The 23,642-nt window shown below is 54.3% G+C and carries 24 protein-coding genes and 2 pseudogenes; 16 read left to right on the forward strand and 10 right to left on the reverse strand.

Annotated elements, in window-relative coordinates; all coding sequences use genetic code 11:
• The first annotated feature begins 162 nt into the window (after window positions 1–162).
• The 3 genes from BB347_RS08090 (at window position 163) to BB347_RS08100 (ending at window position 3,377) form a co-directional block, all read left to right on the forward strand.
• Window positions 163–2,595: an MFS transporter gene (locus BB347_RS08090; RefSeq protein WP_076580392.1), complete on the forward strand. Its 2,433-nt coding sequence runs from the start codon at window positions 163–165 to the stop codon at window positions 2,593–2,595.
• A gap of 96 nt (window positions 2,596–2,691) precedes the next feature.
• Complete coding sequence (locus tag BB347_RS08095) at window positions 2,692–2,964, forward strand: AbrB/MazE/SpoVT family DNA-binding domain-containing protein (protein WP_076580394.1); 273 nt, start codon at window positions 2,692–2,694, stop codon at window positions 2,962–2,964.
• A complete protein-coding gene (locus BB347_RS08100) occupies window positions 2,961–3,377 on the forward strand; it encodes a type II toxin-antitoxin system VapC family toxin (protein WP_076580396.1) in 417 nt (138 codons plus the stop codon). The genes BB347_RS08095 and BB347_RS08100 overlap by 4 nt, the downstream gene beginning before the upstream one ends.
• Window positions 3,378–3,477: 100 nt before the next feature.
• Here the strand turns inward: BB347_RS08100 and BB347_RS08105 are convergent, their stop codons facing one another.
• Window positions 3,478–3,879: a hypothetical protein gene (locus BB347_RS08105; protein ID WP_076580398.1), complete on the reverse strand. Its 402-nt coding sequence runs from the start codon at window positions 3,877–3,879 to the stop codon at window positions 3,478–3,480.
• Between the two features lie 247 nt (window positions 3,880–4,126).
• On the opposite strand from BB347_RS08105, the gene BB347_RS08110 reads away from it, so the two are divergent.
• From BB347_RS08110 to BB347_RS19290, 5 genes are all read left to right on the forward strand, one after another.
• Entirely contained in the window at window positions 4,127–4,384 is a 258-nt protein-coding gene (locus BB347_RS08110; protein ID WP_076581668.1) for a winged-helix domain-containing protein, read from the forward strand.
• Window positions 4,385–4,466: 82 nt separating this feature from the next.
• The gene (locus BB347_RS08115; protein ID WP_076580400.1) at window positions 4,467–6,275 is read left to right on the forward strand and encodes an ABC transporter ATP-binding protein; all 1,809 of its coding nucleotides are present in this window, start codon (window positions 4,467–4,469) and stop codon (window positions 6,273–6,275) included.
• Window positions 6,275–7,060 (forward strand): hypothetical protein, encoded by a 786-nt coding sequence (locus tag BB347_RS18960; protein ID WP_139326990.1) that lies wholly within the window; start codon window positions 6,275–6,277, stop codon window positions 7,058–7,060. The genes BB347_RS08115 and BB347_RS18960 overlap by 1 nt, the downstream gene beginning before the upstream one ends.
• A 41-nt stretch (window positions 7,061–7,101) precedes the next feature.
• Complete coding sequence (locus BB347_RS08120; protein WP_083687725.1) at window positions 7,102–8,190, forward strand: glycosyltransferase; 1,089 nt, start codon at window positions 7,102–7,104, stop codon at window positions 8,188–8,190.
• Between the two features lie 79 nt (window positions 8,191–8,269).
• Window positions 8,270–9,523 (forward strand): hypothetical protein, encoded by a 1,254-nt coding sequence (locus tag BB347_RS19290; protein WP_168170913.1) that lies wholly within the window; start codon window positions 8,270–8,272, stop codon window positions 9,521–9,523.
• Here BB347_RS19290 and BB347_RS18790 read toward each other — a convergent pair.
• Both BB347_RS18790 and BB347_RS08135 read right to left on the reverse strand, forming a co-directional pair.
• Window positions 9,466–9,799: pseudogene (locus BB347_RS18790) on the reverse strand (IS6 family transposase); the annotation flags it as partial. The gene BB347_RS19290 and the pseudogene BB347_RS18790 overlap by 58 nt on opposite strands.
• 169 nt (window positions 9,800–9,968) lie before the next feature.
• Window positions 9,969–10,724: a class I SAM-dependent methyltransferase gene (locus BB347_RS08135; RefSeq protein WP_076580406.1), complete on the reverse strand. Its 756-nt coding sequence runs from the start codon at window positions 10,722–10,724 to the stop codon at window positions 9,969–9,971.
• 371 nt (window positions 10,725–11,095) lie between these two features.
• Between BB347_RS08135 and BB347_RS08140 the strand changes: the two genes are divergently transcribed.
• Window positions 11,096–12,205, forward strand: a complete 1,110-nt coding sequence (locus BB347_RS08140; protein WP_076580408.1) for a glycosyltransferase family 4 protein — start codon at window positions 11,096–11,098, stop codon at window positions 12,203–12,205.
• 26 nt (window positions 12,206–12,231) lie between these two features.
• Here BB347_RS08140 and BB347_RS08145 read toward each other — a convergent pair whose 3' ends face one another.
• The 3 genes from BB347_RS08145 to BB347_RS08155 all read right to left on the reverse strand — a co-directional run bounded on the left by BB347_RS08145 (window position 12,232) and on the right by BB347_RS08155 (window position 15,985).
• On the reverse strand, window positions 12,232–12,978 hold the full coding sequence (locus tag BB347_RS08145; RefSeq protein ID WP_076580410.1) for a class I SAM-dependent methyltransferase: 747 nt from the start codon (window positions 12,976–12,978) through the stop codon (window positions 12,232–12,234).
• A gap of 45 nt (window positions 12,979–13,023) precedes the next feature.
• Window positions 13,024–14,763 carry a phosphotransferase gene (locus BB347_RS08150; protein WP_076580412.1) on the reverse strand — a complete coding sequence of 580 codons (1,740 nt, stop codon included), beginning with the start codon at window positions 14,761–14,763 and terminating at the stop codon, window positions 13,024–13,026.
• Between the two features lie 121 nt (window positions 14,764–14,884).
• Window positions 14,885–15,985 carry a glycosyltransferase family 4 protein gene (locus tag BB347_RS08155; RefSeq protein WP_076580414.1) on the reverse strand — a complete coding sequence of 367 codons (1,101 nt, stop codon included), beginning with the start codon at window positions 15,983–15,985 and terminating at the stop codon, window positions 14,885–14,887.
• Window positions 15,986–16,274: 289 nt separating this feature from the next.
• On the opposite strand from BB347_RS08155, the gene BB347_RS08160 reads away from it, so the two are divergent.
• From BB347_RS08160 to BB347_RS08170, 3 genes are all read left to right on the forward strand, one after another.
• On the forward strand, window positions 16,275–16,772 hold the full coding sequence (locus tag BB347_RS08160; protein ID WP_076580416.1) for a single stranded DNA-binding domain-containing protein: 498 nt from the start codon (window positions 16,275–16,277) through the stop codon (window positions 16,770–16,772).
• Entirely contained in the window at window positions 16,765–17,250 is a 486-nt protein-coding gene (locus BB347_RS08165; RefSeq protein ID WP_076581670.1) for a metal-dependent hydrolase, read from the forward strand. The genes BB347_RS08160 and BB347_RS08165 overlap by 8 nt, the downstream gene beginning before the upstream one ends.
• Window positions 17,251–17,465: 215 nt before the next feature.
• A complete protein-coding gene (locus tag BB347_RS08170) occupies window positions 17,466–17,825 on the forward strand; it encodes a hypothetical protein (RefSeq protein WP_211137172.1) in 360 nt (119 codons plus the stop codon).
• Window positions 17,826–17,850: 25 nt separating this feature from the next.
• Here the strand turns inward: BB347_RS08170 and BB347_RS08175 are convergent, their stop codons facing one another.
• Window positions 17,851–18,930: a hypothetical protein gene (locus tag BB347_RS08175; protein ID WP_076580418.1), complete on the reverse strand. Its 1,080-nt coding sequence runs from the start codon at window positions 18,928–18,930 to the stop codon at window positions 17,851–17,853.
• A gap of 193 nt (window positions 18,931–19,123) precedes the next feature.
• Entirely contained in the window at window positions 19,124–19,366 is a 243-nt protein-coding gene (locus BB347_RS08180; protein WP_076580420.1) for a hypothetical protein, read from the reverse strand.
• A gap of 183 nt (window positions 19,367–19,549) precedes the next feature.
• On the opposite strand from BB347_RS08180, the pseudogene BB347_RS19925 reads away from it, so the two are divergent.
• Window positions 19,550–19,748, forward strand: a pseudogene (locus BB347_RS19925) (hypothetical protein); the annotation flags it as partial.
• A 222-nt stretch (window positions 19,749–19,970) separates the two neighbouring features.
• Here the strand turns inward: BB347_RS19925 and BB347_RS08185 are convergent.
• The gene (locus tag BB347_RS08185) at window positions 19,971–20,231 is read right to left on the reverse strand and encodes a winged helix-turn-helix domain-containing protein (RefSeq protein ID WP_076581671.1); all 261 of its coding nucleotides are present in this window, start codon (window positions 20,229–20,231) and stop codon (window positions 19,971–19,973) included.
• Window positions 20,232–20,367: 136 nt separating this feature from the next.
• On the opposite strand from BB347_RS08185, the gene BB347_RS08190 reads away from it, so the two are divergent.
• The 3 genes from BB347_RS08190 to BB347_RS19295 all read left to right on the forward strand — a co-directional run bounded on the left by BB347_RS08190 (window position 20,368) and on the right by BB347_RS19295 (window position 21,579).
• Complete coding sequence (locus tag BB347_RS08190) at window positions 20,368–20,601, forward strand: HalOD1 output domain-containing protein (protein ID WP_236995993.1); 234 nt, start codon at window positions 20,368–20,370, stop codon at window positions 20,599–20,601.
• A 375-nt stretch (window positions 20,602–20,976) separates the two neighbouring features.
• Window positions 20,977–21,375 (forward strand): type II toxin-antitoxin system death-on-curing family toxin, encoded by a 399-nt coding sequence (locus BB347_RS18965; protein WP_076580424.1) that lies wholly within the window; start codon window positions 20,977–20,979, stop codon window positions 21,373–21,375.
• Between the two features lie 33 nt (window positions 21,376–21,408).
• Entirely contained in the window at window positions 21,409–21,579 is a 171-nt protein-coding gene (locus tag BB347_RS19295) for a hypothetical protein (RefSeq protein ID WP_168170939.1), read from the forward strand.
• A gap of 158 nt (window positions 21,580–21,737) precedes the next feature.
• Here BB347_RS19295 and BB347_RS08200 read toward each other — a convergent pair whose 3' ends face one another.
• A complete protein-coding gene (locus tag BB347_RS08200; RefSeq protein WP_076580426.1) occupies window positions 21,738–23,237 on the reverse strand; it encodes a sugar transferase in 1,500 nt (499 codons plus the stop codon).
• Window positions 23,238–23,642: the final 405 nt, after the last annotated feature.

Below are 23,642 nucleotides of genomic sequence, written 5' to 3' on the forward strand. Positions count from 1 at the left end.
ACGCGTTAAGCACGGTACTGACACTGCACTGCTACTGACGCGCTCGTTTCTTGCATTTTACCACTTCAGATTTCTCTTTGCTTCGTCCGTTCTACCGGGCCCGAAACTCACCAGCCACGGAGAGCGAAACCATCATAATTGCGTACACTCACGTGACGAGCAATGACCGACGACTCGAGCGCACTCGCAGACGCCACCGCCTCGTTTCTCGAGACGTACGACGAGGGCGAGCGCGCGCTCGAGGCCGTCCTCGAAGCCGATGCTAAGAGGGAGACGTGGACGTTCGACGACGTGGGGGTGGATTCGGGGACGTTCGGTGAGCTGGTTTCTCGAGGAATTGTGGAGAAGGAAGCGGGCGAGTATCGGGTTGGGAATCCCAGAGTGGTCGAGGCAGTGCTCGCCGGGGAGGAAGTAGCGGCGGATGATCGCTCGAAGGTAACTGCAGTCCCGTCTCTCGAGCGGCCGCACTGGGCAGCGCCGCGGGCCATTGCGGGAGTGGTCGGTGCACTGATCTTCTTGTTCGCGACGCGTATTGTCGGCTTTCGGTCGGTGTTTCGAGGTGACGATGTCGTTCTCCCAGAGAACGACCCGTACTACTATCGGTACTGGATGGAACAGTTGATAGCGGAGTCATCCGGCCCGACTGATTTCGGAACGATTGCGGAGATGCCCGATCGCGCCGCGGGTACACGACCGTTCTCTCACGCGGCGAACTGGTGGTTCGCCGAACTCGCCGGAGGTGACGCGTGGGCCGCCGAGATGGTGGCCGCGTGGCTTCCCGTCGCCGGCGCACTCGCCCTCGGAGTCGTGCTCTACTTGCTCGGTGTCGTGATGACTGGCGACGTGCGGGTCGGTATCGCAGCGATTCTCATGATTGCACTGGCCCCGATGCACGCGGTGTACACCGGCGTGGGTTTCCTCGAGCACCGGGTTCACCAGTACGTTTGGCTCGGCGTGACGCTTCTCGCGCTCGCGTGGTTGGCCGTGGATCTGACGAACCGACGGGATCGAACCGACGACTCGTGGACGGCCGTTCGTTCCCACCTCGAACAGCCGTGGACGTGGGTCGCCGCGGTAACGCTCGGTGTTGCCATCGCGTTGACAAATCTGGCCTGGGGTGGTGGAACGTTGCACTTGATTCCGTTAGCCGGGTACATCGGGCTCCGGGCGGCGCTCGACGTTCGATCGTCAGTTTCACCCCTCGGTGCAAACCTTCCAGTCGTCACCGGTGTCGGCCTCGCCACGGCCATTTCGGTCGGCGTGCACCGACGGTGGGAGTGGCACGACTCGTTCGTGGCGTACGCGCCGACGTTGGTGCTCGGCGGGTCGATCGCCGTCCTCCTCGCGGGGGAAGTGTGGTACCGACGACAGTGGGCTGGGACTCGATTGGTCGGTGTTCAGGTCGTCGTGACGGTTGCGGGGATCGAGCTATTCCGTCGGTTCCGTCCGGAGGACATCGTCTGGGTACGCGAGCGATCCCAGGACCTGTTCGCCAGAGACAGCGCCGCGACGGAAGCAGCGTCGCTGTTCGCAGCCGAGCACGCGTTCCTCTTCGGGCCGCTCATGCAACTGGGGATGGGGTATTACATCGCCCTCATCGTTCTCGCGTGGGCCGTGTGGGCCCTCTCTACGCGATACGAGCCAGCCTGGCTCCTGTTGATCGTGTACGCCGCGTGTTGGACGGTTTACGCGGCGTTCATGATGCGATTCGGAGCCCAGTTGATGGTCGTGCTCGCGGTTCCGGCAGGAATGGGTCTCGTGTACTTACTCTCAGTGCTCGACCTCGCTCGCGCTCCGAAGCCGTTCCGTTCGGACGAGGGTACAGGGAGACGACGGAACGACGTGAGCGAACATTCGGAGGCGACGATCGAACTCCCCTCGAGTCCGCAGATTGCCGCGTACACGGTCGCCGTCGTCGTGGTCGTCTCCGCGTTCAGCTTCGTCTACCTGCCGGGTTTCGTCGGACAGGTGGCGACCGACGACGAACAGTACGAAACCGCACAGGCGATCGCCTCCCACGCGAATGCGACTCCCGACCAGGGCCACGACGAGTACGTCCTGAGTTCGTGGGGAGACAATCGGCTGTACAACTACTTCGTGAGCGGTGATTCGGACAGATACGGGTACGCGAGTTCGAATTACGAGGAGTTCCGCACCGACGGTGATCCCGACGGCTGGTACGACGAGTTCGACGGGGAGGTCGGATACGTCGTTATGGAGGGTGGCGGTGGGAACGTCGAGTCCGACGACGCCCAATCGCAGCTTCACGGTGGGGTCACCGGGGGCAACGCCCCATCGGTCGATCACTACAAGGCCATCTACGTACACGACGACCGATCCGTCTCGGCGTTTGCCGTCGTTCCCGGGGCGACGCTCGAGGGCTCTGTTGAGCCGGACGAAACGCTGGAGGTCGCGACCGACGCGTCGGTCTCCGGCGAGACGCTCGAGTACGAGCGGGACGTGACTGCCGACGACGACGGTGATTTCGAGGTGACGGTTCCGTACGCTGGCGAGTACAGCGTTGGGGACGACACAATCGACGTGACGGAGGAGGACGTGATGAACGGATCGGAGGTCGAGGCGGCCTCGAGGTAGTCGTTTTGCGTGGTGTCCGGGTGAACGGGTGCAATTCCACCGATCGGAAGTAAGGGGAAATTTTTGTAGTAAGGAGTACGTATATTCGGTAAGATCATGTCCGTCTCTGAAGATGCGACGGTTACGAGCAAAGGCCAGGTCACGATTCCAAAACGGATTCGTGACAAACTCGAACTCGAGGAAGGGACAGAGATCGAATTCGTCCTCGGTGACGAGGGAACACTCGAGATTCGACCGAAGAAACCAGCGATGGACCAACTTCGCGACGTCCGAGAGAGCCTCGCGTCCCACGACATCGACCTCGACGCGATGCGACAGGAGTCGAAGAACGCGTGGCGCTCACACGGCACGGACGAGGAGTCGACGTGATCTTCCTCGACTCGTGGGTCTGGTTAGAATTCGTTTTCGACGGGGACAGTGCACGCGCCGCAGAGGCGGCGATCGAACGCGCCGACAGCGCCGACGAAGGCGGTCTTATCACACCTACCGTCCTCGCGGAAGTTTCGTATCGGATTCGGACGGTCGAAGACGAACGAACAGCCGACGACGCGATTCAGGCGATTCACGCGTACGAACACATCGAAAGCGTCCCGTTGATCGACGAGATCGGCGAGTACGCAGCGGCCCTTCGGTTCAAGTACTACGAACCCGGCGAGCGAGAACTATCCTACGCGGATACGATCCACCTGGCGACTGCGGCGATTCACGACGACTGTCACACGCTCTATTCGGGAGATCCAGACTTCGCGGATCTCGAGGAACTCGAGACGGTTATTTTGTAGCTGGGACGGGTGAGCGAGCCCTTCGTCCGGAATGGAGAGGGAGTAGCTATGATCGTCGCGTGGACCGTTCGGTTCCAGCGTCGGCCGGTGGTCTGACTCGTTATCCCTGCCCGTTGCGTCGGCGGTTTGCAGCCTCGTGTAGCGCTTCCATCGGATCACTGACCGTCGTCACTCCGGCGAGTCGGTCGTCGCTTTTGGGACGGACCCCAGCCGATTCTCGGTTCTCGTTCGGCGGGCCTGGGGAAACGTTCCGTCCGTCGTCCGTCGCCGTCTCGGGGAGGGAACGGCGAATGCACTCGAGTTCCGCGCGCACCTCTCGGCAGTGCCGTTTCGCCGTTCGACGAGCGTCCGACTCGAGCGTCGGGTCGGTCATCACTGCCTCGAAGAGTACGATCGATTGAGACTCGAGTGACTCGAGCATCACGGCGTAATCGTCCGTCAAGGAAGGAGGTTCGATTCGTTCGTCAGCGGTGATTGGGGTCGGTGTTTCGTCGTTCTGCATGGTATTTTAACATCTTGTGGTGGATTTTTCACGAGTTGCGGTCACAATCGTCGACTACTCGTTTTGTTCTCGGTTCGTCGTGGCCGTGTGAGTATCCCTTGAGGAATAGACACTAACTCAGCTCACTTATAGGTTAGCGTATTTACGCTATAATTAGATACTGAATACGACATACTATTCAGAAACCAAACGAAGTTAATGCTCGTCGGTGGGACAACAGCGTCGAATGCGACCCCGACCAGAGTGGATGTCTCTCAAAGACGGGCTTATTCTCGAGTTTCTTCGGGAGCACGACCTCGAGCTTCCTGCAAAGCCACTCTATCGGAATCTGAACCGGCACGGACACGAGATTGGGTACTCGACCGTGAGACTACGCCTCGCCGAACTCGAGGAGAACGGATTGATCGAAAAAGTGGACGAAGCAGGCTACTATCAGGTGAGTTCGAAGGGAAGGGCATATCTCGATGGCGAACTCGACGTGAGTGACCTCGAGCGACCCGAGTAACGCAATCTGGGAGGGGCGAAGCGACGCGCCTATAGTGATTGATTCGAGAATGCCAGTATAACGGAGTCCCTTCATTTCCTTCATGTCTCACGACGATTCTTCGCTCGACCTCACGTGGCGCGAAAAGGGAAAGGCCCTCTACCGAGTTGCAACGTTCCAACCGTGGTTCGCCGCCGGTGTCATCGTTCTCAGTGTAATCGCGGCCCTGTTCGAAGGGGTCGGTCTGAGTTTCATCATGCCGATCGTCGAGGTCGCGCAGGCGAACGATCCTGCAGCAGAGGCCGACGGCATCTTGGCAGCGTTTCTGGCGGTGTACGACTTCTTCGGCATACCGTTTTCGCTTGGATTTCTGGTCGCTGGCGTCGCGCTGGTGATGACTATCAGATTTACGACGTCGTTTCTCGTCGGCTGGTTTCGGGCAGCGATCGAGACGAAATACGTGCGTCACCTTCAGGAGGAGTCGTTCCGACACGCACTGGATGCAGAAGTCACGTACTTTGACGAAGAGGGATCCGACGACATTCTCAACGCGATCGTGACGCAGGCCGAGTATGCGGGGAAGGTCATCAGGTACGCGATCAACGTACTCGAGCAGGGGCTACTCGCGGCGATGTACCTGACGATCGCAATGATTCTCTCGCCGTCGTTAACCGTCGCGACGCTCGTGTTACTCGGTGGCGTCACGATTTTGTTCCGTCGCGTCCTCGATACCGGCTATTCGCTCGGTGACGAGGTCGCGGACGCGAAAGAGGGCATTCAGTCGAACGCGCAAGCGGGCACGCAGGGCGTCCGCGAGGTGAAATTGTTCGACATGATCGAGGAGTTGAAGTCCGGATTTTCGCGCTCTGCAGAACGATTCGAGCGAAACCGGATCAAGGTCGAGCGTAACGACGCGGCGATCACCAACTTCTACGAGTTGGCGACCGCCGTGACCGTCTTCGGACTCATCTACCTCGCGTTGACGTTCTCGTCGATGAACCTCGCCGAACTCGGCGTGTTCCTCTTCGCGATGTTCCAGCTCGGGCCGAAGGTCTCGAGCCTAAACAAGTACGTCTACCGCGTGGAGAGCGAACTTCCCCACCTCGTTCGCACGCAGGAGTTCATCGACGAACTCGAGCGAAACACCGAACCCGACGGGGACAGTGAGCCAGTGCCGAACCCGATCGAACGAACGGAGTTCGACGGCGTGACGTTCAGCTACGACTCGAGCGACGAAGCCGTGCTACGAGACATCTCCTTCGGGTTCGATCGCGGCGAGTTCGTGGCCTTCGTCGGTCCGTCGGGTGCAGGGAAGTCGACCATCGCGTCCTTACTCGGGCGGATGTACGAGCCGGACGGCGGCGAGATCACGGCCAACGGAACCCCGATCGACGAGTTCGACATTCAGGAGTGGCGCTCTCGAGTGACCGTCGTCCGTCAGGACCCCCACGTGTTCAACGATACCCTTCGTCGGAACGTCACCGTCGGCAACCGAGATGCGACACAGGGAGACATCGAAGAGGCGTGTGCAATCGCACAGGTTACGGAGTTCCTCGAGGAACTGCCAGAGGGTTACGACACCGTACTGGGCGACCAGGGCGTGAAATTGTCGGGTGGGCAACGTCAGCGGGTGGCGATCGCTCGAGCACTGCTGAAGGACGCAGATCTGTTGATTCTTGATGAGGCGACTAGTGATTTGGATACGTCGCTCGAGAAAGAGGTTCATGAGGGAATCGAAGGGATGGAACGTGATTACGCGATGTTGGTAATAGCGCATCGCTTGTCAACTGTGACGAACGCAGATCATATCTACACGGTTGAAGATGGGACGATAGTTGAAGCAGGTACACACGAGGAATTGATAAACGACGGGAGTGAATACTTTGAATTATATACAATTCAATCACAGTAATGAATAAGAAGTCACTTCGCAGAAGCGTCTCAAAAAGCAATCTGCTGTCGAAATTTGCGTCTCCCGTCCACCGAAAATATATGCAGTACTATTGTCAGTCATACACGTGGACAAATCATGGGCGTCACTGGAAGACTCGTGTCGAACCGTTTGAGTTGATCTCTGTTGACCCAACCACAATTAAAGAAAGGCAAACAAAGCGAGATGTCTTTCATGGCCCATATGTATCTGAGATTCTCTCAGGTGACTGGGATAAGGGCACGGAACCATTGGCCGACTACGATCTTTATCAATCTCTCCGAAATCACTTTGAGAGCGGAGTACCTTGGAAAAATACCGAATTTTACGAGCGGGTATCTGCGAACGTGGATGATGAAGGCTGGCAGAAGTGGGGATGTAACACACTGGAAGAGTTCGAAAGCCGGTTAGATGCAATTGACCAATTGTACTCCACTATCAAAACCGAAGGATATCGGACACAGCGGGAATTGATCTCTGAGGATTTGGACGATCCAATATATAACGGCTGGCGATCGCTTCCTCCAGAATTGTACGAGATCAGCGTAGTGATTAACCGTTCCGGTGAGGCCGTTTTTTTCGAGGGGCGACATCGGCTAACGATAGCACAATGTCTCAATCTGGACCGGATTCCTGTACGAGTAAAAGCAAGACATATGGAGTGGCAGAAATATCGAGAGAGTAGAGCAATCACACAAGATGTAGATCAGGTCTTGGCTAGTACAAACTCAGTTGATGAGGCTGAACCCTCACACCCAGATTTATAGTATAGAGTTTAACATTATTAAGCAATTTGTTATTCCAGCCTATGAAATCGCGTAAGATTGCATTTTTCACTTCAACTCTAGGTGATGGTGGTGCACAGCGTACCGTGGCCAATCTATCCCGCGGATTTGCTGAGAAAGGCTACACTGTTGATCTAATCACTATTAATTGTGAGGGGCCCTATATTGAAACGATTCCCGATAGCGTAAATATAATCGAAATTAATTCCGATCGAGCACTGACATCAGTTCTACCAATTGCCAAATATCTTAGGAGTGAACAACCAGAGGTGTTCTTCACTACAATGGAATATCTTAACGTCATTTCATTATTGGCGTCTGAGATAGCGAAAACTAAGACAAATATAGTTATCCGGTGTGCCAATATTCAGAATAAACAAGAATCACAGGGAATTAAACGTATTGTCCAAAGGAAACTTGCTAAACTTCTCTATCCGAGAGCAAGTGAATTAATCGCATTGTCGGAAGATGTCCGAGAAAATATGTCCGAAATATATGGGTTGGAGGGGAATCGAAATTCAGTTATACACAATCCGGTTCAGGTATCTGAGATTCAAAAGCAGTCTACAGAACCAGTTGATTTGTCCTTCTTAGATGAGGGTTCTAAAATGGTTCTGAGTGTGGGTAGCTTATCAGAACAAAAGAATATGGCAACAGCAATAAAATGCCTCAGTAATCTTTCAGATGGTCAACCTACAGAGTTAGTAATCTTAGGCAAGGGTCCAAAAAAGGAGAGTCTCAAAAGACTTGTGAACAAGCTAGGGCTTCGTGACAGAGTACACTTCCTGGGATTCGTGGATAACCCTTTCCCATATATGAAAGCCGCTGATGTGTTTGTCCTTACTTCACGGTGGGAAGGATTCGGTCATGTGATTGTCGAGTCATTGGCTTGTGGGACACCTGTGGTTGCAACAAACTGTCCTGGCGGTCCATCAGAGATTCTCAAAAACGGTGAATATGGGAGGTTAGTTCCCGTAGGCGATGATGTTGAGTTATCAAGAGAAATAAGTGATATATATGACAGACCCGATGAGAGAGAACACATCTATGACAGGGCAAATGATTTTGAGTACACAAAGATAACTGATAAATATGAGGAAGTGATGTTTTAGATACGATTTTCAACCAACAATACAATCATATTAGCAAGATAGATATATCATTATAACCAATGCTCCAATAACCGAACTAATGATTGAGTTATTCCCATTCGTATCGTTATCATTACTTTTCATATACATCAGCTTATCGGACATAAAGCGTTCGAAGCTCGATTTCCTCACCGTATTTGATGTTTTCTATACCTTCGCATATATATTAACGCCCCTCCATATAATTTATTTGGGGGAAAATTATGTATCGTCAGGACATCTTGGCGTATATTCTAGCATAAATGTGGGATCTGTAACCTCCATATTGGTTGTAATTATCTTCTATCTAACTCTAAGGACTACATATGTAAAATTCAGTCCAAATTTTAACAATACTAATATTCGTATGGAAAATCACTCAGGATATATATTTTTGAGTACCATGTTCATCTTCTTGTCAATTATTGGTATTGTTGGATACACATCAGTTTCTGGCGAAAGTCCATTAGCTTTCTTGAAAATCCCAATTAGGTTTGTCTGGGCTGCACTAATGTTGTTAATACCGGTTGCGATAATCAGAAAAGATAAACTTTCTATAATTTTGTTAATTTCAGCCAGTACCATTTCAGTCATCAGTTATGGGATCCTGCAAGATCGCACTAGGATCGTTATTGCCGCTATTGTATTTGTATGTGTTATATATTCAATTAGCAGCAGAGCAGGGAGGTGGATTTTAGCAATTTCATCAATAACGGTTCCAGCATTTCTTGTATCTGCAGGTAGTCGTTCTGGTCAAGGACAATTCATTACGGATTTTAATGGAATAACGGACGCATATTCATCTGTCATACGAGAAGGTTCACATGCATATATGTCTCTAGAAACATCGTTACAACACCCTGAGAGTGATACGCTTATTGGTATACAAGATGTAATAATTGGGCCGCTTCATCTTCTCCCACAACGCCTAATTGGTGTGGATTTTCCAGGAACCATCACACATTGGAACACCTACTTGATTACAGGAAATTACGAAAGTGTAGTATTGCCAGGTATAGTAGGATACAGTTGGTATTCAGGGATTTATATTGGTATAATAGCCATTCCGATTTTATATTCATTATTCGGTAAATTAATAAGTGAGTTTCTCAACAGTATGGAGGATAACTTAGCAAACAATGTGGTATATTACACGTTCGCAGCTCTATGGGGATTTTCATTTGTACGGAGTGGGGACATACGGGTCTTTTTCAGAGGACATGTCGAATGGATTTTTGTAATAGTAGTTCTAATAGTCCTATACGGATTCAACCAGCGGTGTGCGCTGGCTGGACTGCTCCGCCAGAACGAGTGAAATCGCTCCCGACGGGTTTCGGTCGCTGTGGTTAAGCTAGACGCTCAATTCGTGGCGGGCAAGTGCAGTCAGACAGCCGCCAGCATCGACGAGAAAATCTGTCTCGCCTATATCGTGTTTCTCGGTAGGCCGATGTAAGAACGCTGCCGCGGGGTCAGTACCGCGGCGGATAATGACATCGATTTCGAGCAACAACTTTGAGTCTGTGTCGATCGCGGCGTACAGTCACTTTTTCTTACCATCTACCTCAATCAGTTTCTCATCAACCACGCCCCGTCTAAGGTCTTCTCTGAGCAGTCTAGCGAGTTGCATGAGCTCTTCTAGCCATCACCTGTTCGTTCCCTAAACACTCATTTAGATGTGCCTCTGGTCCCGACTCAACACTATAATTAATACTCACTCTATCCGATCGTATAATGGTGAATTTCCTGCTAAATCTGAACTATTATTGCTCAGCACGCGCGACATACCGGCTAGGAAGGTAGCGATGTGGTGATGGAATAGCCGCGGCTTTTGGTAATTTTCGCTGAAGGAGTACTCCAACATGAGTATCTTTTGACTCAATTGAAAAACCACGGTCGGAAAGTTCCTGCTCGATCCATGGAACCGTCGGGATTGGAGCATGATACTCTGCGAAAGAGTTGATCTTACGCTGGTACCAGCTACCCCCTTCAGGATTATCTGGTTTGAAACGGCTGTTGCGGTTTCGAACCGACGGCGTGACAGGGTGATCGATACAAAGCGAATTTTGTGTAAGGTCTGATAGAATGTCAAGGAATCTTTTCTGATCTTGAATGTAGTGAAGAACACCGAAGCAGATGACAACGTCAAACTCGCGATCAAACTTGTGTTCCATTATGTCGTCAATTATGAGTTGCAGGTCAAATTCAAATATCTCATTCAGTGTGTCATAGACACCCTCACGCTCGGCGTTGATGTCGATCGCGGTGACGGACTCTGCACCGCGATTCATTGCTTCAATCGAGTAAAAGCCATGTTTCGGACCAATATCAAGAACGTGCTTACCCGAGAGGTCGTCCGGTAGGTGATCAATTTTCAGCAGTTGGTTTGAGTAGTGAACGTACCCTTCTGTACTTACTGAGTCTGTAAATGGGATTGAGTGATGCCAGTTGTGGTCAGATATCTTAGATTCAATATCAGATTCAGACAATGATGGTTTGACAAGATGGCTATAGTTCATTTTCCTAAGAGTTATAAAACAGTGCTATCATTTATTTGTTCGGTTGTTCGTCAATGTGCCTCAAGACTACAAATTGTGATTATACACACACCTCTATCAGGATGATACGCGAAAAGAGGTTGGTAATTGCGTCGGCATCTATCGATTCACGACGCGTCGATGGCTGGCGCGTGAAATGACGTGGGTATCAAGGGGGTCCGTCCACACTTCGGCGGTAGGCGGCCGCCAAAGCTCACACTGTACAGTTCAACAACACCGTAAATACTCCAAAATGGCCAACCCAGGACATTGCAACCAATTCACGCACTCACCAAAGAGATCAGTGGTATTAACATTGCATACTGATTGGAGAACAACCAGTACGACCTCAAATGAGAATCTGTTTCATATCCTCAGACATATACACATATATTAATCAGGTGGACAATGACGCCTCGGGCGGGGCTGAACGACAACAATACATTATTGCAAACGAACTCCTCGAGAGAGGCGATGAGGTAGCGACAATAGTCGGTGACTTTGGACAGCCCCCGTACAAACGCCAGGATGGTTTCGAGATTTGGAAAGGTTGTCCGGGTAGTATTTCTAGCATTACATCAATTCCCGCAAGCGTAATTAGCCTGTGGAGAGCCATGAAAAATGCAGACAGTGATATGTATTATATTCGTGGATCACCCCGTCTATTTGTGATTTCGACACTGCTGAGTCGGTTTCTCCGTAAACGGGTTCTCTTTTGCGTTGCCAACGAATCAGATGTTGATCTCGAGTATCTCGAGCAAAAGTATGGATCGCTGTTTGTGAAAACCTATTCAAATTTCATTCGTCGGGCAGACATAGTCGTTGCACAGACAGCGACGCAACAGCAAATGTTACAAGAAAATTTTGGAGTCGATTCGACGATAATCCCGAATTGCTACGATCTCCCACCGGAATCGGAACTCCTAGATCACGACTCGAGAGAGTACGTGCTCTGGGTCGGTCGAAGCAACAAAGAGAAGAAAAAGCCGATGCGGTTTCTAGAGTTAGCCAAATCTGCCCCCGAGATCCAATTTGTGATGGTTGCCCAGCCAAGCAATGATGGGAGTCATCACGAACACGTAATGGCAGAAGCTGCCAACGTCGATAACCTGCGTTTTGTCGATACGGTTCGACCGGATAAGATTCACAAATACTACCGAAAAGCCAGTCTTCTCGTTAACACCTCCGATTACGAAGGATTCCCGAATACGTTCCTCGAGGCTTGGAGATATGAAACACCCGTTGTATCGCTCTACTATTCACACGACGATGCGTTTACGGCAGGAAATGCAGGTTTCCGATCGGGATCAATAGATCAATTGAGAAAGGATGTAGCCGAATTGTGCAATAATGACGAGACACGAGCAAAGATGGGTACTGACGCGAGGGCGTTCCTGAAAGACAACTACCTTTTGGAGAAGGTCGTTGATCAATATGAAATATTATTCGAGAATGAGTTATGAAGAAGGTTAGTTCCGATAAATATGGATTATTGGCCAGGACTCTCTTTTTTTCCATACCAATATACAGCAGAAGGAAGTGCCATTGCCGCGTCCTCAAGTCCGTGTGATTTCTTTAGTACCAAATCGACATATTTCAACCAAAAAGTCGGGATTCGCAGAGCCACACTCAAAATTTTCCGTATATTCGAGTTCCCAAAGCTAAGTAGATAGGCTAAATACTCACAACATATCCAAATGAGTGTACTTGTTGGCCCTTTTGATGCGCCACAGTTAATTGTATTGAAGTCGTCATTGGTGCAAATTTTGTTTTGAAGGCCGTTGCTGGTAAATCGCCTGAAATCTGTTGGCAGAGCATGATACCCCTGTAGAAATGGGACATCAATGTAAACGTAGCCAGAAGGCTTGGTGATACGTTTCAACTCCGAAATGGCAAGATCGATTTGTTCTATATGCTCAAGAACAGCTTGACAGACCACCGCATCGACACCTCCATTAGGGACAGGGAGATTGTGTATGTCCCCAAGGAAATTTGTGAACTCCGTTCCTCTAATATCAGTCCCGATCACATTTTGTTGGAGGAATTCATCTGAAAACCCAGATAATCCTTCACCACCGTTTCCACAGCCAACAATCAAGACAGTACCATTATTTCCGACCCTCTGTTCAATATCAGAACAGATTCGTTTTGCAACTAAGTTATGAGTCGGTGAGGGTATGAGACCTTGAATAGAAGTTTGGAACGGGAAAGATAACGTGGTATCATAATCGAGCATAGTGCGTAATCAAAGTAATTATACAAAATTATTGCCGTTTCAATCTCACACTATTCGATTAGCTACCTCCTCCTGAAAATTCCAAATTGAATGGACACGAGTAGGCCAATCAACATCTGACTTCCTATTATATCTCAGGTCAGTCTTCGTCTGGTGAATGTATCCAAGTGGAAGATATACAGCAATACAGTGAGGATCAATTCCTATCTGATCAGAATAATTTTGGAGATGACTACACAGCAGCTTTCCAATCGGCATATTATTGATAAAATAGTTCTTGAATGACGAATTAAAATTAGTACCGAAGGCGTCAATGAGTTGTAGTATAAGATATCCAACATCGATAATTGGATTAGCACTAATTTTAGAAAACTCCCAATCAATAACGTATGATACCTCCTGGTTCCTGAGGTAGATATTCGATCCAGATAGATCCCCATGCGTAACCACTTGAGGAACCTCGAGTTCGCGATCCACTGACGGGGGATTAGATAAACCCACTTGCTCTACTGTCAGTTCCCGTTCGATCTCGGCTGGCGTTTTGGTGACCCACCTATCACACGTTGCTCGCTGGAACTCGATCAACCAATCGAACACGGCCTCGAGGTGGCGATCGACGCTCTCGGGCGTCGCTTCTAACGTTTGATCCAGCGGCGTCCCACTCACGGGTTGTTCGATCCGTTCCGGTCCGAACGTCGTCTCCTGCGATTCCCCAGTCGGCACCGTGTCTGCGAGTGAATCGGGCACGGTATTGAGTGCGGCTTGGGCGTTCTCGTTTACCGTCGCCTGCCAACTGCTGTTCGGAACTTTTCGGATTCGTTGAATCTCGTTGTCCTCGAGTTCGAGGACGGTCGATCGATTCTTCCCGGCTAGAACGATACCGTTCGGGGAAGACAGCTCCCCCGCTGCGTTCTGGCGGCGACAAACGAACAGATATCTCGGATAGCACTGCCGAAGGATCCCTGCTCGCTGTGCGAGTCGGGAAATCTGACGGGCAATAACGAACGGCGTCGTACTCGCCGTTTTATTCGACCCGTGGAGCAGCCAGTCGTGGGCTTCTTGACTCCGAACATCGAACGCCCGCTGGTTCTCGTGTCGCGACGTCGAAAGCAGTGCGTGTTCCCCCACAACCGACAGGCCAGCACGCCGTACTGCACGAGTAATTCCGAAGGAATGCCCTCGAAGCGACGACTCGAAACGCTCGCGAACGCCACTGGACGAATCACCCAACCCGAGTCGTTCCGTCAGACCAATCTCTCGCGTCCAGCCGTCGGTCAGTACCAGGAGCGACCCGTCCTCGGCCAAAATGGGTTCGAGTTGCTCGAGGTACTCATCAATCTGGTTCGCTCGACACTGCACGACGATCACGTCGAACGATTTCGGAGGGAACGAAAGTTCCTCGAGATCGCTGTGAACGGGGTTCACAGTCGTTCCCGTCGCGTTCGCAACTGCCTGTTGTGCTCGAAGGCGGGGCACGCTCGTGTCAACTGCGTACAGTTCCTCCACCACTTCGCTCAAGAGAATCCCCACGCTCTCGTCGTGGGTGCCGACGACCAACCCACGTCCGGAAAGTACCGACGAAACGAGCACGCGCCAGCACGCCGTTCGCGTCTTGAAAAATCGATCGACTATCGAGCCGTCCATGTAATCGTCCCTGACGCGTGCTAAGACCTCGTCGAGTGTGTCGGCTTGCACGGTTGCGAGCGCTTCGAGATCGTCCACGTCTGTTTCTTCCGTCTCGAAATCGATGGTGCTTGGAATACCCTCTCTGAGAGTTACGTCCATCCCACAATGGTCACAGGAGGGGGCGACGAGATGACCGGCGAAACAATACGGGCAAATAGGAGACGTACCGTTCGAGCCACTCATTATCTCTGTCGCCTCACATCAGCCCAGATCCTCTTCTTCATCCGCCAACACCCTGCAGTTCCCGCGGTGCTCGAGTGCCAAGCTCTACGAGGACCTCGGTCGTCTCCTCGACCGTTCGTTCCCAGCGAAACGCATCGTCTAACGTTGGCGTGGTTTCCCCCTCGAGTTTCCGTCGAATACGTCTAGCAACCGCCTCGGGTGTCACCTCGGAAACGTACGTCACCGAATCGCCGAACGTCGACCGAACCTGCGGTAGATCCGAACTGACGACCGGGACACCCGTCGACAGGGCCTCCATGATCGTCCGCGGGACGCCTTCGGCCCGACTCGCGAGAACCAACAGGTCCGCACCTCGATAGACGCTCGACATCTCGCCGTAGGGAACCGAGCCGAGGAAGGTAACGTTCGACCCAGCGCGCTCCTCGAGCACCGATCGAAGTGCTCCGGTGCCACAGAAGTACAGCTCGGCCTTCGAATCCGCCAGCCGTTCGAACGCCTCTAGTACCAACTCCGGACGCTTCCCCTCGACCAACCGTCCGACGAACAACACGACGGGACCCTCGCTGTCGATCAGCTCGCTTTCCGGCCCGGCGGGCGTAAAGCGCTCCGTGTCGATGCCGTTCGAGACGACCTCGATCCGACTCGAGACGCCGAACTCCCGAACCCGTTCCCGGTCGGTCTCGGTGTAACAGAACACGACATCAGCTTGGTTGAACGTCCATCGACCAATAGACCGCAGATACAGATCGAAGACCCACTCGGGCGCGTTCTGCGAGTAGAGGCCGTGGTTCGTGATCGCCAGTGGGGTGTCGCCCAGAAACCGCTTGAGCGCCGCGAGGTTCGTCGCAGCGTAGAGGTGAGAGTGGGCGTGGATCACGTCGAAGTCCGCCGCCGCGGCCAGATACTGCGCCAGTCCGGGGCTCAGATCGTTGCCCAGCGGGCTCGCGACGGGATCGTATCGCACGACCGTGTATCCGTCTCGCTCTTCCGTGTGTGGCTCTCCCGGATCCGTTCGCACCGTCACCACCGTCACGTCGTGTCCCATCGCCGCCTGATCGCGACTCATCGCGTGGACGTGGTACGGGCCGCCGCCTTTCACGTCCGGGTACACCTTCTGTGCGACGCGCAGAATCCGCATTATCTGTGAATTCTCGAGGAATCTGATATGTCGTTCGGTTCGGCGTGTCGTCGCCAGACAACCGTATTTAACTGGCCGACACACGACCATCGGCGATGCCAACACAGCGGGGAGACGAGTCCCCTCGTGTCTAACGTGACCCGTCGTCGAAAACCCGGTCTGAGGGGGACACTCGACACCGACGGCGAACACTGCACGGAAAGCGTCTCCCTCGAGACCGAATCGTCAGCGCAACTGACGTTCTATTGATCGATACAATCAACACGAACAAGACCGACCACTGAGACGAATGCGACTCGCCACCAGAATCGTGCTGACCGCACTCTTTCTCGGTGCGCTCCTCGGTCTCTGTGTTCACTACGGCGGGACGTACGACGACAATTGGCCACATCCCTCGGGCGATCAACTACAGGATGACCCCGACGCCGCCGTCGGTGAGCGAGTTCTCCTGTTTGGGTCCGTCGAGTCGGTCGAAGACGATACCCTCGAGATTCACGTCACCGATTCCGAGGGCCGAGTCGCTGTCGAACTCGAGATCGACGGCGTCGACGAGTCTGTCGCTTCGGGGGGTACTGTGCAAGTCTATGGCGTTCTCGAGGACGACCAAACGATGACTCCCGACGAGACGGTCGTCGTCGAGGAAGATGACCGAGCGTTCGAGTACAAACTCGCCACGTCCCTCGTCGGCGTCGTACTCGCAATCGCGTACTTCTGTCGCTACTGGCGAATCGACTGGACTACCGTCGCCTTCGAACCGCGATCCGGAGGTGACGATCGGGATGGCTGAACTCCTCTCGCACGTTCTCGTCGCCTACGCCCTCGCGACTGTAGCCAAGTGGTCGCTCGAGTGGTTCACCGAGCGCCACGTCGGCGTCGTCATGATCGGGTCTCTCCTGCCCGATCTAAACCGAATTGACCTCTTCGTCTCGGAGACGACGTTCGAATCGGTCCTGGGCGTCCCGTTCGGTCTCGACGCGATCCACACGCTCGGTGGGGTCGTCCTTTTGTCGGCAGTTGGTGCAATGGTCGTCACGACGCATCACCGCCGAGTGTTCGGCCTGTTGCTCGCGGGTGCGGTCTCGCACCTCATACTCGATGCGTTCAAAGCCTACGCCGATGGGGCAGCCGACGCGTGGCTGTATCCGATTACCTGGATTCGTCATCCGACTCCGAATCTCTACGTCTCAGCCGATCCAGCTGTCCTCGGTTTCACCGCCAGCGTCGCACTTCTCGTCTGGTGGGGAGACTATTCTCAGGGCAACTGAATCCTCCCCCGGTTGAAACACTCTCGTTCGAGACTAACGGAGACGCGACTCGAGGCGAGAAGCCGACGAATCGACGGCGAATCAGCCCGCCGTCCGCATCCACCCGCTCCGAAAACCGAACAGACGCCCGTTACGGTGTGTAACGGAGAGCATTACGAACGGTGCTCTCGCGGACGTGTCGATCACTGTCGACAACGTCGACAGGCACGACCACCATGGCCCCCGCAATCGTCCACTTCCTCGTCGGCGCATCGATCTTCCTTCTCGTCGTAAGCCCCTTCGCCATTCGGTACAGGGTGTCCCCGGTCGCACTACTGTGGATCATCGCAATCGGCGGGATCTGGGGACTGGGACCGGACATCCACCACATCGCGCCGATCTACGAAGCGGAGTTGCGCGCGTTTCACGACTCCCCGTGGGCCGACCTCTTCGCGTTTCACTACACGCTCGATCGGCCGGCGGTGCAAGCCCGTTACAACGAGACCGTCTTCGGCGCACTAGTGGGGTTCCTCGGAGCCGTGAGCGCATTCACGCTCGCAGACGTGCTGGAACGTGGACTTCCGTTCGGGAGATAGATTCACTCTCCGCCACCGTAGACGATCACTCAGAGAGATGTTGCCAGATATTCGTTGGTTCGGCGTCGTTTAGATCAGCATTTGTCTCCATCTGACGTAATTCAGAGAGACAACGTTTGGCGACGAGTGGATAGACGTCTGCAGGCGTGACCGCGAATTCGAGTTGCATGATTTCTGTCCAATTCTCCGCCCAAATGTCCGCAACGACTCGTGGATAGAGTTCGTCATTCAGATGCAGACCGAACTCGTGGCCTTCTTCGACGACCATCGTTCGGATCTGTTTGCGAATCCGGGCTGATGTACAATAGGTTGCTACCAGAAATTCAGCACCGGATTCCACCTCATCGGGGTTTCGACCGAATTGCTCGCGATTCAGTTCTTTGAACTCCTCACGGACTAGCTTGACGCGACGACCATGCTCGTCACTGCGGACGACCACACCCTCGACCGGTACGTCATCAGCGAGAGTTGAGGACGGGAATGTATACGCCTCCGGATCGAATCCATTGTCAACGTGTTCGAGAATCGATGCTGGAACGAACGATGACGTAATCGGCGTGTCCTCCATTCGAATGCGCTCGAACACATCCCAAGCAGCATCGATGTCAAGGAATTCCGCGAACGTCTCCTCGTAGGGATCCCCCGGCGGCGTCATCGTCTCGATCGGTTCGAAAGGGAGGACGTCGAACCCGACGAGTGCCGGAAGGTCGCGGTCAGAATACCCGTAATCAAGCGTCGAGTAGACGAGGTTCTCCGCGTAGATGATCAGTGGTCCATCGTATTCCTCGTGGAGCGTCCGTAGCACAGCAGTGTTGATACCCGTTCGAAGACAACGGACAGCTCGATGGAGCGCACCATCGATCTCAGTCAAAGAATCGGTGTGTGAACCACGGATTGAGCGTCGTGTCCCGAATACGAGACTCCCATCGCCATCTGCGGCGGTCTCAACGGCTCCTGGGTAGGAGTCTGCGTACCGCTCATCGAATAGCGTGAACCGGAATGCACTCCCATCGAACTTCTCAACGAGAGCCAGGTCCTCGGCGTCGAAGAACGTCGCTGGCACGACAGGGTGGTCGTATCTTGGGACTTTTGGATAGACTTTCATTGTTTTCGTTAGAGATATCCGTTCGTTCGTGTCGAATAACCGTCCTCCTGCCTGAGTGAAATAGTGTTCGTGTCAATAGTGGCCAACCTCATAAGAACAGTGCTGGTCTTTGACACCACTCCAGAGTCACTCGGTAAGCGAGCGCTCTCACAGTGTCAACAGTACCGTTCGAACGAACGGAATGTCTTGAACGTTACTCGTCCGGCGTGCGACTGCCTTCTTCGAAATCCTCGAGATCGCGTTCAAGCCGTTCGATGTGCGTTTCAAGCTCGTCAACGCTCATTAATGCCAGTCGAAGGAACTCATCGTCACGGTCTGGCATGAGCGGCAGGCGGGTCTCTGCCTCGGTCGATTCCTCAGTTCGCTGGGATCGCTTGCGAACGAGTTCTTCACGCGCTGCACGGATTTCTTGTCGAAGTAGTTCGGCGTCGTCCATGGATAATTCCACGCCACCAGAAACGCAGCTCGCTACGGCCCGAGAGGGGCGGTCGCGCGAACCGCTTACTGGAAGCGTGACTTTCCAACCAGCGAAAGTCACTCCATATCAATCTTCTACCGATGATGGTATAAATGCTTTCTGTGGGCCAACCACGTACTGGATGCGTGATCTCGAGGCTCCCTGGACACCGTGATCGACGAGGGCTGGGTTTCGGTCACAGCGTCGGTAGAATTCCCGGAGCCAATCGTCTCCGAGCGATGGACGGCGTCCAACGATACGTCGCGAACCTCGATAACCGGCCCGAAGATCAGGTCGAACGGGCGGACACCGCACTCGCTGCGCTCGCCACTCAGCACCCCAGTGCTGGGGACGGCGACTGATACGGATTGCTGTAACGATTTACCGGTGCAACCGCCGCCCGGGTCGCGGTTGCGCCGGTAATGACTTACAGTAAACCGTATGAGGTGTACTCGATACGACCGATATCGTGGCCGATGAGGGGGGCTGAAAACGTCCTGGTCAATGACGGATATGCGAACCGAACCACGTTCGTGAACGGCTTTCGGTTCATCGAGGACCTGCCCTCCGGCGATAGCTGACGTTACTGTGGGTCCAGATCGCGAGCGTCGAGATCGCCAGCGAGATACTGCTGACCCTCGCGGGTAATATCGTAGACACCGTTCCCGAGATGAACGAGGAGACCGTAGGTGACGAGTGTTTTACAGCGGGCGTTGATATGCTGTCGAGAGAAGCGGACGCGATCACTGTCAGCCATTTCCTTTGGGGTATCGGGTCCCTCTTCGGCAAGATGCTCCAGAATACGATCATCGGCGCGTGACATCCAGTCGGCGTCAAAGCGCATAATCATCTTTGATTGCGCCGACACTATCCCAAACGCGCTAAGTCAATTAGAAAAGCTAGTAGCAACTATAATTGACTCCCAACCTTTTAAACGCCAGCCGTCCTAAGTGTTGGACGCTACAATGAATCGCTCGTCAATGACTGGGCCTGGAGAATCGACTGACCTCTTGGTCGACATCATCGAGACGCTCGAAGCATGTGGGGTGGATCGAGATGAGTACCAGCTGTACGACTCCATCGACGTTACGGCCCTCGCGGGGATCCTGCACTCGTCGAGTGGGGACGTCGAAGTACAGTTCACAGTGGAAGGAATTCGGCTCGCGGTGACACCGGAGAGCGTCGACGTCATGATCGACGAAGAGCCCAGTTAACCAAACCAATAGTGAGATTGCGGTCGATCCCTAAGATCATCGCTGAAAGCCCATGGCCGTCCACGTCGCTTCGCACCGTTAACTCGGGAGAACTTGCTTTCCCGGTAACCGAGGCGGCCGCGCCCTTTCTGGGCCTATCAGGCCACCGGTTGCATCACCAAGTGTCAAGCCTAGGTGAACGAGTGGTTCCCAACGGCACGCCACGCTCGCCGCGTTCTGCCCTCCGCTTGCTCACGTCTCCCTGCAGTCACCGTTCGTCACGAGGTCCACCTCGCTTCGCTCCTGACTGACCATTCCGGGCAGGTCGCCGCGTGGGAGTGGGTGAGGCGTAGCTCATCAGAAACGGTTATCGGGTGGCGCGAAAGAGCCGAGAGTGTGACTGACGACGTCGCGTATCCCTCCGTCGGATTAATCCTCGATATCCACGAGCAGATCGTTGCGGAAGGCGATGCGACGGAGCCGGGAATTCGATCAGAAGATGCGATTGAATCCGCACTACAGTATGTTTCAGAAGGGTTCTTCGGTGAGGTACCGCAGACACTTCACGAAAAAGCGGTTCATCTAATGCGACTGCTCGTTGCGGATCATCCGTTCGTCGACGGGAACAAACGAACTGCACTCCGAACGGTGGTCGTCTTCTATATGCTGAACGGATACACGTTCGAATACGGCGACGAAATCCGAGCACTACTGCACCGTTTCGCCACCGACGAAGCCGAGGTCGACATCGAGACAGCAGTCATCTACTTCCGAGCATGCGCTCGGCGCAACTGATAAGGGGGCACAATGAGTACATCCGACACAGATATGGCGTCCAGCACTGATTCGACGAAAGCGGTCGATGACGAAGTCCGTCGGCTGTACGAGCGGTATCAGTCGGCTGAGAGCGACGAGGAACGCCGTGAAATCGCCCTCGAGATGGGAAAACTCGATGGACGCCGTCACGCAGAGATCTACGCCGCACTCGAGAACGAATAAGCCGTTCGGCAATCATCGGGTGTCGAAACGAAATCCGACCGAGACACACTTTTGACTCTCCGTCTCTCGTTCTCTCATCGTGGCGTTCTCGCCTCGGCTCCTCTCACACCCCGCTCTCCCTTCTCACTCCCCGTGTGACTGGTTCCCGTCAGCCCACCCTACCGCCGCACCATCGTCCACACGTCCTCGAGCACCGCCCAGATCTGCCGGATCACGATCGACAGGTCGACCCAGAACGACTGGCGACGGATGTACTCGAGGTCGTAGCGAAGCTTCGCACTCGGATCGGTGCTGCTCGCGTCGTGGATCTGTGCTAGCCCCGTCAGGCCGGGTTTCACGAACCAGCGCTTTCGCCACGAGGGCGCGTCTTGCTCGAGGAGCACTTCTTCTTGCGTCCAGACGGCTCGCGGTCCGACGACGCTCATGTCCCCGACGAAGATCGACCACAGCTGCGGGAGTTCGTCGAGATGAGTCTTGCGCAAAACCCGGCCGACGCGAGTGATGCGATCGTTGTCCTCGTCCTCGGTCGGCGTCGCGTCCTCGCCTTCGGGGATCATCGTCCGGAACTTGTAGATCGGGAACGTCTCGCCGAACCCGGCCGTTCGATCCTGGCTGTAGAACACCGGACCCGGACTATCGATCTTGATCACCGCGGCGATGACGGCCATTAGCGGGGCGAAGACGAGCAAGCCGACCAGCGCGAAGACGACGTCGAACAGCCGTTTGCACAGGTAATCCAGCGGGTCCCACGGCTCGAGGTCGACGTCGACCAGTTCGCCGACGGCTCCCTCGGAGACGAGCACGCTGTCGGTGTACTCGCGGTGGACCTTCGCCGAGACGCCGTGTTCGTGACAGGCGTCGAGCGCGCCGAAGAACTCCGCTCGGTCTGCGTGTCGGAACGCGAGCACGACGGTGTCGATATCACGCTCGACGAGGACGTCCTCGAGTCGCGAGAGGCCGCCGAGGCGCGGATAGCCCGCAATTTTCTGCGAGCCCGCCGACAGGTGAGTCACGCCATCGCGTCCGTCGCTCTCCACCGTCTCGAGTGCGAGCCCGCCGTCCGTCACGGCGTTCGCGCCGGTGCCCGCCTCACCTGCGTCGTCGATCTCGTCCTCGTCGAAGGTGTGAAAGCCGACGCTCGAGGGGCAGAGATAGCCGAGGACCGGCGCGTCGACCGTCGGTGCGATTCGCTCGAGTTGGGCGATATCGTCGCCGACGAAGAGCGTCCGTCCCGGTTCGCCGTTTGGCGGGCGGCGGATCCAGACGAACCACGCGGGAAGCGCGACGCCGAGGAGGCCGATAATCGTGATCAGCGTCGCGCGCGGGAATCGAAGCGACCAGTTGAAGTAGCCAAGCGAGGCGAGTGCGAGGCCGGCGACGATGACTCGCTTGTGGGTGAGCGCGACGGTGTCGAGGATCCGCTGGGGTCGGGGTCGATACAGCGGGAGCAGACACAGCGTCACGGCGAGGACGCTCAGGCCGAGCATCCAGTACAGTTCGCCGCCGGTGACCAGCGTCGGCTCGAGGCGATTGAACAGCGGGACGTACGTCGTCACGAGCGATTGGGTGAACGGATGGTTGGCGCTCGCCACGGCACCGACGGTCAACCCGACGACGCCGAGGAGGCTGACAATCCGATAGCGCCACCCGGTTAGCATTCGTTACGAGTAACTATTCGACAGTGGCATAACGTTGTTGGCAGGCAAGACAGTCACGAAAAAGATCACTCGAGGGGAGGACGTCTCGAGGTGTCATGGGAGCTGAAATTCGAGGGTGTATTCTCGAGTCGGATTTCGACGGCTGGAATTGGTCGATTTAGTTTGATTACTCGGATACCACCGCGTGAGGTGAAATACGAACGGAGAGTGAATCGTCCTATCAGCGACTGAGTATGGGACCACATCGGTCGCATTGGAGGCCGTATCTGGAGTGACGTTCGTCGTCTCGAGCGGACTCGAAGTGGACGCACAAAAACTCGCGAGCGCTGTCGCTGAGTGGTGTAGCGCGCGAAAGAAATGAAAGTGCTGCGAAACCAGAACGGATTCTGGTGGTTAGTTAGCTGC

Source organism: Natronorubrum daqingense (assembly GCF_001971705.1).
Lineage (GTDB): Archaea > Halobacteriota > Halobacteria > Halobacteriales > Natrialbaceae > Natronorubrum > Natronorubrum daqingense.

What these genes read in the sequence shown, in the direction of transcription:
- BB347_RS08170 (WP_211137172.1), top strand. Translation starts at nt 17,466, where the DNA reads ATGGCCCCCGCAATCGTCCACTTCCTCGTCGGCGCATCGATCTTCCTT.
- BB347_RS08175 (WP_076580418.1), bottom strand. Translation starts at nt 18,930, where the DNA reads ATGAAAGTCTATCCAAAAGTCCCAAGATACGACCACCCTGTCGTGCCA.
- BB347_RS08155 (WP_076580414.1), bottom strand. Translation starts at nt 15,985, where the DNA reads ATGCGGATTCTGCGCGTCGCACAGAAGGTGTACCCGGACGTGAAAGGC.
- BB347_RS08115 (WP_076580400.1), top strand. Translation starts at nt 4,467, where the DNA reads ATGTCTCACGACGATTCTTCGCTCGACCTCACGTGGCGCGAAAAGGGA.
- BB347_RS08090 (WP_076580392.1), top strand. Translation starts at nt 163, where the DNA reads ATGACCGACGACTCGAGCGCACTCGCAGACGCCACCGCCTCGTTTCTC.
- BB347_RS08120 (WP_083687725.1), top strand. Translation starts at nt 7,102, where the DNA reads ATGAAATCGCGTAAGATTGCATTTTTCACTTCAACTCTAGGTGATGGT.
- BB347_RS08145 (WP_076580410.1), bottom strand. Translation starts at nt 12,978, where the DNA reads ATGCTCGATTATGATACCACGTTATCTTTCCCGTTCCAAACTTCTATT.
- BB347_RS08190 (WP_236995993.1), top strand. Translation starts at nt 20,368, where the DNA reads ATGACTGGGCCTGGAGAATCGACTGACCTCTTGGTCGACATCATCGAG.
- BB347_RS08160 (WP_076580416.1), top strand. Translation starts at nt 16,275, where the DNA reads ATGCGACTCGCCACCAGAATCGTGCTGACCGCACTCTTTCTCGGTGCG.
- BB347_RS19295 (WP_168170939.1), top strand. Translation starts at nt 21,409, where the DNA reads ATGGCGTCCAGCACTGATTCGACGAAAGCGGTCGATGACGAAGTCCGT.
- BB347_RS08150 (WP_076580412.1), bottom strand. Translation starts at nt 14,763, where the DNA reads ATGGACGTAACTCTCAGAGAGGGTATTCCAAGCACCATCGATTTCGAG.
- BB347_RS08200 (WP_076580426.1), bottom strand. Translation starts at nt 23,237, where the DNA reads ATGCTAACCGGGTGGCGCTATCGGATTGTCAGCCTCCTCGGCGTCGTC.
- BB347_RS08165 (WP_076581670.1), top strand. Translation starts at nt 16,765, where the DNA reads ATGGCTGAACTCCTCTCGCACGTTCTCGTCGCCTACGCCCTCGCGACT.
- BB347_RS08185 (WP_076581671.1), bottom strand. Translation starts at nt 20,231, where the DNA reads ATGCGCTTTGACGCCGACTGGATGTCACGCGCCGATGATCGTATTCTG.
- BB347_RS18960 (WP_139326990.1), top strand. Translation starts at nt 6,275, where the DNA reads ATGAATAAGAAGTCACTTCGCAGAAGCGTCTCAAAAAGCAATCTGCTG.
- BB347_RS08095 (WP_076580394.1), top strand. Translation starts at nt 2,692, where the DNA reads ATGTCCGTCTCTGAAGATGCGACGGTTACGAGCAAAGGCCAGGTCACG.
- BB347_RS08140 (WP_076580408.1), top strand. Translation starts at nt 11,096, where the DNA reads ATGAGAATCTGTTTCATATCCTCAGACATATACACATATATTAATCAG.
- BB347_RS19290 (WP_168170913.1), top strand. Translation starts at nt 8,270, where the DNA reads ATGATTGAGTTATTCCCATTCGTATCGTTATCATTACTTTTCATATAC.
- BB347_RS08110 (WP_076581668.1), top strand. Translation starts at nt 4,127, where the DNA reads ATGTCTCTCAAAGACGGGCTTATTCTCGAGTTTCTTCGGGAGCACGAC.
- BB347_RS08135 (WP_076580406.1), bottom strand. Translation starts at nt 10,724, where the DNA reads ATGAACTATAGCCATCTTGTCAAACCATCATTGTCTGAATCTGATATT.
- BB347_RS08180 (WP_076580420.1), bottom strand. Translation starts at nt 19,366, where the DNA reads ATGGACGACGCCGAACTACTTCGACAAGAAATCCGTGCAGCGCGTGAA.
- BB347_RS08105 (WP_076580398.1), bottom strand. Translation starts at nt 3,879, where the DNA reads ATGCAGAACGACGAAACACCGACCCCAATCACCGCTGACGAACGAATC.